We start from the raw sequence: 7,763 nt of genomic DNA, 5'->3' as shown, positions 1-7,763 counted from the left end.
ACCTGCTGCCGGCGAGGTCGGGCGAGCGAGCCGCATCGACGGGCCTGCTCGCGCTCATGCTCCTCACCGAGGCCCGTGCCGCGGCGCGGGTCGCCCCGGACGGCGAGCTCGTGCGCCTCGACGAGCAGGATCGGAGTGCGTGGGATCGCGCGCTCCTCGCCGAGGGCCTCGCCCTCGTGCGCGAGCATCCCGTTGCGGCCGCGCACGGCGGCGGGGGGATGGAGCGCTACCAGCTCCTCGCGGCGGTCAACGCGGTGCACGCCTCCGCCTCGCACGCCGACGACACCGACTGGTCGCGGATCGTGTCCCTCTACAGCGAGTTGGAGCGCATCGATCCGAGTCCCATCGTCACTCTCAACAAGGCGATCGCCGTGTCGGAGCTCGATTCGCCCGAGGCGGGCCTGGAGATGATCGATCGCCTGGCGGAGGCCCTCGGCGGCCACCACGCGTTCCACACCACTCGCGCCGAACTCCTCCGTCGCGTCGGCCGCCCCGCGGACGCGAGAACCGCCTACGACCGGGCGATCGAGCTCGCGGGGAACTCCGCCGAGGTCGTCCATCTGATCCGCCGCCGCGGCGAACTCGCGGCATCCACCCAGGGAGAATCCGAATGACCACTCAGCAGTACCTCGTGATCCACATGACCGATGCGAGCGGGGCGACGCTCGCCCAGGACGAGGACCGGCGGATGCTGGAGTCCTGGATCGACGAAGGGGTCGAGGCCGGCACGGTCGGCGTCGGCTCGCCGGTTGCCGGGCCGGATCGGGCGAAATCGGTCGTCGTGCGCGACGGGCGGACGATCGTCACCGACGGCCCGTTCCCCGAGTTCAAGGAATGGTTCGCCGGGTACGATCTGCTCGAGGCGGAGTCGATCGAGGAGGCGGCAGCCTACATGGCGAAGCATCCGAGCGCCCTCGCCGGGCGCGTGCTCATCCTGCCCACCGTCGAGCACTCCTGGGACGCCGACGACTGAGCCCCGGTGGATGCCGCGGATCAGTCGGGGAGCGGCATCCCGCCGGAACCGGGCTCGTCCTCGGGGTCGATCCGGTCGACCGCGTCGCGGTCGAGCACGGGCTTGGCCGCGGCGATGTGCGAGATCGGGCGCCACACGAGCAGCAGGGTCACCGCGGAGCCGGCGAAGGCGAACCACCACGGCGCGGTGAGGCCCCACGTCTGTGCGATGAGGCCGCCGAGGAACTGGCCGATCACGAGGCCGCCGAAGACGCCCACCATGTTGACCGACGCGATGCGGCCCTGCAGTTCCATCGGCACGAGGCGCTGGCGGACCGTGGTCGAGATCGTCGCCCAGATGAAGGCGTACAGGCCGAAGCCGAACATGATCACGAACGCGACCACCGGCGACGTCGTGAGCGCGAAGCCCAGGTGCATGAGCACCTCGCACGAGAGGCACACGCGCATGAGCGTCGCGAACGAGACGCGCTTCTCGAGCCGGCCGAACGCGAAGACCGCGATGAAGCCGCCGAGCGCCGACGCCGTCGTGAGCGCGCCGTAGCCGACCGGGCCCATCCCGAGGTACTCGGTCGAGTAGAGGACCAGAACGCCCCACGGGGCCGCCCACGTGATGTTGAACACCAGGATGATGATGACGAGCGTGCGCACAGGCGGGTTGTGGCGCAGCCACCGCAGGCCTTCCCGGATCGCGTGCGCCTTGCTCTCGGGCTGCGAGTCGTCGCGTGCCGGCACGGGCGTGCGGGAGATCCGCGAGATGAGCAGCACCGCCAGGCCGACGCAGAGCACCTGCAGCACGAACGGCCAGAACGAGCCCACCGCGAACAGGAACGCGCCCAGCGGCGGGCCCGCGAGCTGGTTCGCCACGAGGTACCCCGCCTGCATCCGGGCGTTGCCGATGCCGAGGTCGGCCGGCTTCACCAGCATCGGCAGGAGGGTGCTGCCGGCCGAGTCGGCGAAGACCTCCGCCGTCCCGTAGAGGAACGCCGTCGCCAGCACGAGCCAGACGGTCGCCTGTCCGGTGACGAGGAACACCACGAGCACCGCGACGATCACCGCGCGGATGCCGTTGGCGAGCATCACGAGACGCCGGCGGTCGTGGTGGTCGGCGACGGCGCCCGCCAGCAGGCCGAACAGCAGCCACGGGAGGAACTGCATCATGGCCCCGGCGGCGACGAGGACCGGCGACGAGGTGAGCGACGCGATCAGCAGCGGCGCGGCGGCCAGGGCGATGCCGTCGCCGAGGTTGCTCGTCCACGAGGACGCGAGCAGCCAGCGGAAATCCCGGCCCATCCGGCGGGGTGCGATCATCTCGCCGAATGAGGGCATCCCACGATCCTAAGCCCGCCGCGCGTGAAGCGCGGTGCGGCTCAGGAGGTCAGCCGGATGCCTCGGCGGCGGCGCCGCGATGCGTGAAGAGCGTCTCGGTCTGCTCGATGTCCATGCCCTTGGTCTCGGGGATCCGCAGCAGCACGTACACGAACGACAGGGCGGCGAACAGGGCGTACATGCCGTACGTGAGCGGGAGCGACCACGACGACATGGCCGGGAACGAGATCGTGATGAGGAAGTTCGCGATCCACTGCGCGCCGGCGGCGACGCCGAGCGCCTTGCCGCGGATGCGGCTCGGGAAGATCTCGCCCAGCAGCACCCAGACGAGCGGTCCCCACGAGGCGCCGAAGCCCACGACGAACACGTTCGCCGCGATGAGGGCGATGGGTCCCCAGGGCGCGGGCAGCGTCACCGCGCCGTCGGCACCGGTCTCGGCGAACACGAACGAGATCGCCATGAGGCCCAGGGAGAGAGCCATCATGACCGAGCCGGTGAGGAGAATCGGCTTCCGTCCCACGCGGTCGACGAGGAAGATCGCGATGAGTGTCACGAGCACGTTGACGATCGAGGTCACGACGCTGATGGTGAACGAGTCGCTCTCGTCGAACCCGACCGACTGCCACAGGCTCGTCGAGTAGTAGAAGATCACGTTGATGCCGACGAACTGCTGGAACACCGACAGGATGATGCCGACCCAGACGATCCGCTGCAGGCCCAGCACCGGCCCGCGCAGCGAGACGCCGGCGTTCTTGCGATCGGTCTCGATCGTGGTCTGCAGGTCGCGGATCGTGTGATCGAGGTCTGCCGGCGGCACCAGTCGCGCGAAGATCTCACGAGCCTCGGCGTAGCGCCCCTTTGCGAGCAGATACCGGGGCGACTCCGGGAGCGTGAACGCGAGGATGCCGTACACGGCCGAGGGCACGACGCCGATGATGAACATCCACCGCCACGCCTCGAGCCCCAGCCACAGCACGTTGTCGGCGCCGCCGGCGGCGCCCGCGAGCAGTGCGTCGGACAGCAGCGCCGCGAAGATGCCGATCGTGATCGCGAGCTGCTGCAGCGATGCCAGGCCGCCGCGGATCTGACGGGGCGCGATCTCGGCGATGTAGGCGGGCGCGACGACGGACGCGATGCCGATGCCGAGGCCCCCGATCACGCGCCACAGCGCCAGGTCCCAGACGGCGAACGCGAGGCCGGCGCCGAGCGAGCTGGCGAAGAACATGACGGCCCCGAGGAACATCACCCGCAGGCGCCCCCAGCGGTCGGAGAGGTTGCCCGCGACGATGGCGCCCACCGCGCAGCCGAGCAGCGCGATGGCGACCACGAAGCCCGTGAGGACGTCGTTGATCGCGAAGTCCTTCGAGATCGAGTCGACCGCTCCGTTGATGACGGAGGAATCGAAGCCGAAGAGGAAGCCGCCGACCGCGGCCGCGAGCGACAGCCCGATCGCCCTCCGGCCGTAGGGGCTCCTCATCGAGAAGGCGTCAGCGGGGATCGATCCGGTGCCGGTCATGCCCGTCACGCTAGCGCGCGTCGCGCGCGCGGGCGAGTTCCGCCCGCGGGGTGGCCGCGCGATCACTGCGTAGAGTGAATGCATGCCCGTGTCCCTGCTCGGAGCCGCCGAGATCCGCGCGCTCGCGGCCGATCTCGACGTCACCCCGACCAAGAAGCTCGGCCAGAACTTCGTCGTCGACGCCAACACGGTGCGCAAGATCGTCCACGTCGCCGAGGTGCGTCCCGGCGACAGCGTCGTCGAGGTGGGGCCGGGGCTCGGATCCCTGACCCTCGCGATCCTCGAGGCCGGGGCATCCGTCACCGCCGTCGAGATCGACCACCGCCTCGCCGAGCGGCTCCCCGCGACCGCGGCCGCGCACGGTGTGCCCGGCGGCGCGCTCACGGTGGTCGACGCCGACGCCCTTCGCATCACCGTGCTGCCGGGCGAGCCCACGGTGCTCGTCGCGAACCTGCCGTACAACGTCTCGGTGCCTGTGCTGCTGCACTTCCTCGAGACGTTCCCGGGGCTTCAGCGCGGAGTGGTCATGGTGCAGGCCGAGGTGGGGGAGCGCCTCGCCGCTCCTCCCGGCTCGAAGGTCTACGGCGCGCCGAGCGTCAAGGCCGCCTGGTACGGGCCGTGGCGGCTCGCCGGCACGGTGTCGCGGCAGGTCTTCTGGCCCGTCCCCAACGTCGACAGCGTGCTCGTCGGGTTCCGGCGCGACGCCGAGCCGCGCGGCTCCGAGGAGGAGCGGCGTGCCGTCTTCCGCATCGTCGACGCGGCCTTCCAGCAGCGACGCAAGATGCTGCGTCAGGCGCTCGCGGGTGTGCTCGGCGGCACGGCGGCCGAGGCATCCGCTGTCCTCGAGAGGGCGGGTGTCGCGCCCACCGCGCGCGGCGAGGAGCTGTCGATCGACGACTTCGTCCGGATCGCGCAGGCGGTCTGACCCCAAAGGTTCCCTCAGCGTTCACCGCGTTTCACCTGGGAGCGACGAAACATGCCGGTAACATTCCGGCAAGTCCCGTCTCGACCACGGGGCGGGGAGTGGACATGCCGACCGCCGAGTACCCGAACGCCGAGCGGGTTCTGCTGCACCTGAGCGACACGCACCTGCGCGCGAAGGGGTCACGCCTCTTCGATCTCGTGGACGCGTCCGAGCGCCTTGCCCGGGCGCTCGCGGCGATCGAGGGGAGCGGCGTCCGTCCCGACGCCGTCGTCTTCACCGGCGACCTCGCCGATCTCGGCGAGGCCGGCGCCTACGCCGACCTGCGCGCGCTGGTGGACCCGTTCGCCGACCGCATCGGCGCGCGCGTGTTCTGGGTCATGGGCAACCACGACGACCGGGCGACCTTCCGGGCCGGGCTGCTCGACCAGGTCGGCGACGCCGAGCCGGTCGACAGCGTCGCCGAACTCGACGGCCTCCGCATCGTGACCCTCGACTCGACCGTTCCCGGGCATCACCACGGGGAGCTGCGCGACGGCCAGCTGACGTGGCTGTCGGAGGTGCTGGCCACCCCGGCGCCTCTCGGGACGATCCTCGCCATGCACCACCCGCCCGTGCCGAGCGTCCTGCCGCTCGCCGCGAGCGTCGAACTGCGCGACCAGCGAAAGTTCGCGGCGGTCCTCCGCGGGACCGACGTGCGCGCGATCATCGCCGGGCACTTGCACTACTCGACGTTCGCCACCTTCGCCGGGATCCCGGTGTCGGTGGCGTCATCGACCTGCTACGCCCAGGACCTGACCGTTCCGACCGGCGGCACGCGCCCCCAGGACGGCGCTCAGGCCTTCAATCTCGTCCACCTGTATGCCGACACCGTCGTGCACTCGGTGGTCCCCGTCGACGTGCCGCGCACGCTCGAGCACATCGACGCCGCCGAGGCGCAGCGCCGCCTCGTGCTCGCCGGCGTCGACCCGTTCAGCGGCGTGCGGACGGATGCGCCGACCGAGCCGATTGCTCTGCCGCGCTGAGTGCCGCCCGCTCCCACGGGGCGCGCACAGGGAACATCCGCTCCAGCGCCTCGCGGACGACGCGGGTGCGCAGCTGTTCGGGCACCTCGGTCTCGCCGCCGTCGTTGAGGCAGAACATGTCGATGTCGCCGCGCGTGGTGAGGCGCTCCATGCGCTGCAGCGACGCCGCGAGCGTGGTCTGCACGTAGCGCGTGCGGGGCTGCCGCGTGGCGACGGCGCGACCGGTCATGAGCGCGTAGTAGTGGTAGAGGCTGTTGGTGACCGAGATGTCGGTGGCGGAGCGGAAGCGGGATGCCGCGGTCCGCGCGAAATCGTCCGGGAACGCCTGCTCGAGCTCCGCCATGACGCTGCGGCGCAGCGGCGTCGCGCAGTGCTCGAGGTCGCGGACGATCGTGCGGCCGAACCGCTCGGCCAGCAGTGCGCGATTCACCCGCAGCCCGTTGTCGTGCCCGCTGCGGTGCGTCGCCGGCGCGCCCGCGCCGATGCGCACCTCGCACTCCACGAACTTCGTCAGGCCGCCGGGCGTGAAGAACATCTCCGGCTCGACCAGACGGCCGAAGAACATGTCGTCGTTGGAGTACAGGAAGTGCTCGGCGAGGCCGGGGATGCGGTGCAGCTGCGCCTCGACCGCGTGCGAGTTGTGGGTGGGGAGCACCGACGGATCGGCGAAGAACTCCTCGCTGCGCACGACCGTGACCTTCGGGTGGTCCAGCAGCCAGGACGGCACGGGGGAGTCGGTGGCGATGAAGATCCGCCGCACCCACGGTGCGTACATGTGGACGCTGCGCAGCGCGTAGCGCAGCTCGTCGACGTGGCGGAACCGTGCGGGGCCGTCGTCGCCCTCGCCGACCACGTACTCGGCCAGGCGCGCGGCGCGCTGACGCTGGAAGGCGCTGGACGAGCCGTCCACCCAGGAGAAGACGATGTCGACGTCTTCGGTGAACTCGTGCGGCTGCGGATCGAACATGCCGTCGACGGTGGACCAGAGGCGGCCGTAGCGCTCGACCGTCGCCGGCTGCAGATCGGCCACCGGCGTCAGCCGCCGCGTCAGGGCGTTGTCGTGCGGCGCCTCGACGATCTCCTCGCCGAACCGCCAGAACTCCACGCGCGCTCCGAGCGACGCACCGTAGCGGAGCCCGCCGCCGCGGACCAGCCGCGGACGGTAGACGCGCATCGCACTCGGGGTGTTCGCGGGGACCCGGGCTTCGTTGGCGCGCAGCGCCGGCCGGCCCTTGGTTTTGATGTAGAGCGGCTCGTGCTCGCCGGCCGCCGCCAGCGCGGCCATCGCGTCCTTGCGGCGGTCCAGGCGCACGGCGAGGGCGGGGATGGACCGGTCGTGCCGCAGCAGGACCACGTCGAGCCCCGCGCTCTCGAGCACGTCGGCGACGTAGAGGAGGTCGGTGATCCGCGCCTGTTCGGGCGTCACGGTGTCGTGGACGAGGTGGAGCTGTCCGGCTTCGAGGACGACGTCGGGGCGGAGCAGGAGCGATGACCAGCTGTCCTGCGGATTCGGCACGACCGAGAGTGCGGGCAACGGGTCCTCCTTCGCGTGAGCAAGCGGGGGGCCGAACGCGGAACCCCGGGGGTCTCACCTTAGGCACTCTCCATTACGGAGACGTTTCGTCCGAGGCCCTTGACATCGATCTCGCTTCTGTGCAGGCCGCGGGGGCCCTGCGACGCCGACCGGACGCCGCTAGCCTGGACCGGTGACCGACGAGCCCCGCTACCGCTCCGGCGGAGGAGACCTCCACCGCCCGTACACCGCCGCCGACGACCGCTACGACCTGGGCGACTACCGTCGCGTGGGCACCTCCGGGCTCACGCTCCCGCCGGTGTCGCTGGGCCTGTGGTGGAACTTCGGCGACAACATCCCCTTCGACAACCAGCGATCCCTGCTGCGGCACGCGTTCGACAAGGGCATCACGCACTTCGACCTCGCCAACAACTACGGTCCGCCCTACGGCTCGGCCGAGACGAACTTCGGCCGCATGATGCGGGAGGA

Annotated in this window: 8 protein-coding genes; 5 read left to right on the top strand and 3 right to left on the bottom strand. The window is 70.9% G+C overall.

Features of this window, described 5'->3' with window-relative positions; translation table 11 throughout:
- The coding region (locus tag ACE3O1_RS13710) for a DUF6596 domain-containing protein (protein WP_374315959.1) at positions 1-614 on the top strand (614 nt) is incomplete at its 5' end.
- Positions 611-973, top strand: coding sequence for a YciI family protein (locus tag ACE3O1_RS13705; protein WP_374315957.1), 363 nt, complete (start codon positions 611-613; stop codon positions 971-973). The genes ACE3O1_RS13710 and ACE3O1_RS13705, both read left to right, overlap by 4 nt.
- A gap of 20 nt (positions 974-993) precedes the next feature.
- On the opposite strand, the gene ACE3O1_RS13700 is transcribed toward ACE3O1_RS13705, so the two are convergent.
- Positions 994-2,298 carry an MFS transporter gene (locus ACE3O1_RS13700; protein WP_374315955.1) on the bottom strand — a complete coding sequence of 435 codons (1,305 nt, stop codon included), beginning with the start codon at positions 2,296-2,298 and terminating at the stop codon, positions 994-996.
- Between the two features lie 49 nt (positions 2,299-2,347).
- Positions 2,348-3,814, bottom strand: a complete 1,467-nt coding sequence (locus ACE3O1_RS13695; RefSeq protein WP_374315953.1) for a sugar porter family MFS transporter — start codon at positions 3,812-3,814, stop codon at positions 2,348-2,350.
- A gap of 82 nt (positions 3,815-3,896) precedes the next feature.
- Here ACE3O1_RS13695 and rsmA point away from each other — a divergent pair, with 82 nt between their 5' ends.
- On the top strand, positions 3,897-4,739 hold the full coding sequence (gene rsmA, locus ACE3O1_RS13690; RefSeq protein ID WP_374315951.1) for a 16S rRNA (adenine(1518)-N(6)/adenine(1519)-N(6))-dimethyltransferase RsmA: 843 nt from the start codon (positions 3,897-3,899) through the stop codon (positions 4,737-4,739).
- A 104-nt stretch (positions 4,740-4,843) separates the two neighbouring features.
- Positions 4,844-5,761, top strand: a complete 918-nt coding sequence (locus ACE3O1_RS13685; protein ID WP_374315949.1) for a phosphodiesterase — start codon at positions 4,844-4,846, stop codon at positions 5,759-5,761.
- Here the strand turns inward: ACE3O1_RS13685 and ACE3O1_RS13680 are convergent.
- Complete coding sequence (locus tag ACE3O1_RS13680) at positions 5,709-7,295, bottom strand: stealth family protein (protein ID WP_374315947.1); 1,587 nt, start codon at positions 7,293-7,295, stop codon at positions 5,709-5,711. The genes ACE3O1_RS13685 and ACE3O1_RS13680 overlap by 53 nt on opposite strands.
- 172 nt (positions 7,296-7,467) lie before the next feature.
- Between ACE3O1_RS13680 and ACE3O1_RS13675 the strand changes: the two genes are divergently transcribed.
- A partial coding sequence (locus ACE3O1_RS13675; protein ID WP_374315945.1) for an aldo/keto reductase occupies positions 7,468-7,763 on the top strand: 296 nt, incomplete at its 3' end.

The organism is Microbacterium sp. (genome assembly GCF_041909575.1).
Classification (GTDB): Bacteria; Actinomycetota; Actinomycetes; order Actinomycetales; family Microbacteriaceae; genus Microbacterium.
Note: the sequence above shows the minus strand (reverse complement) of the source record. Positions and strands in the feature narration are given on the sequence as shown.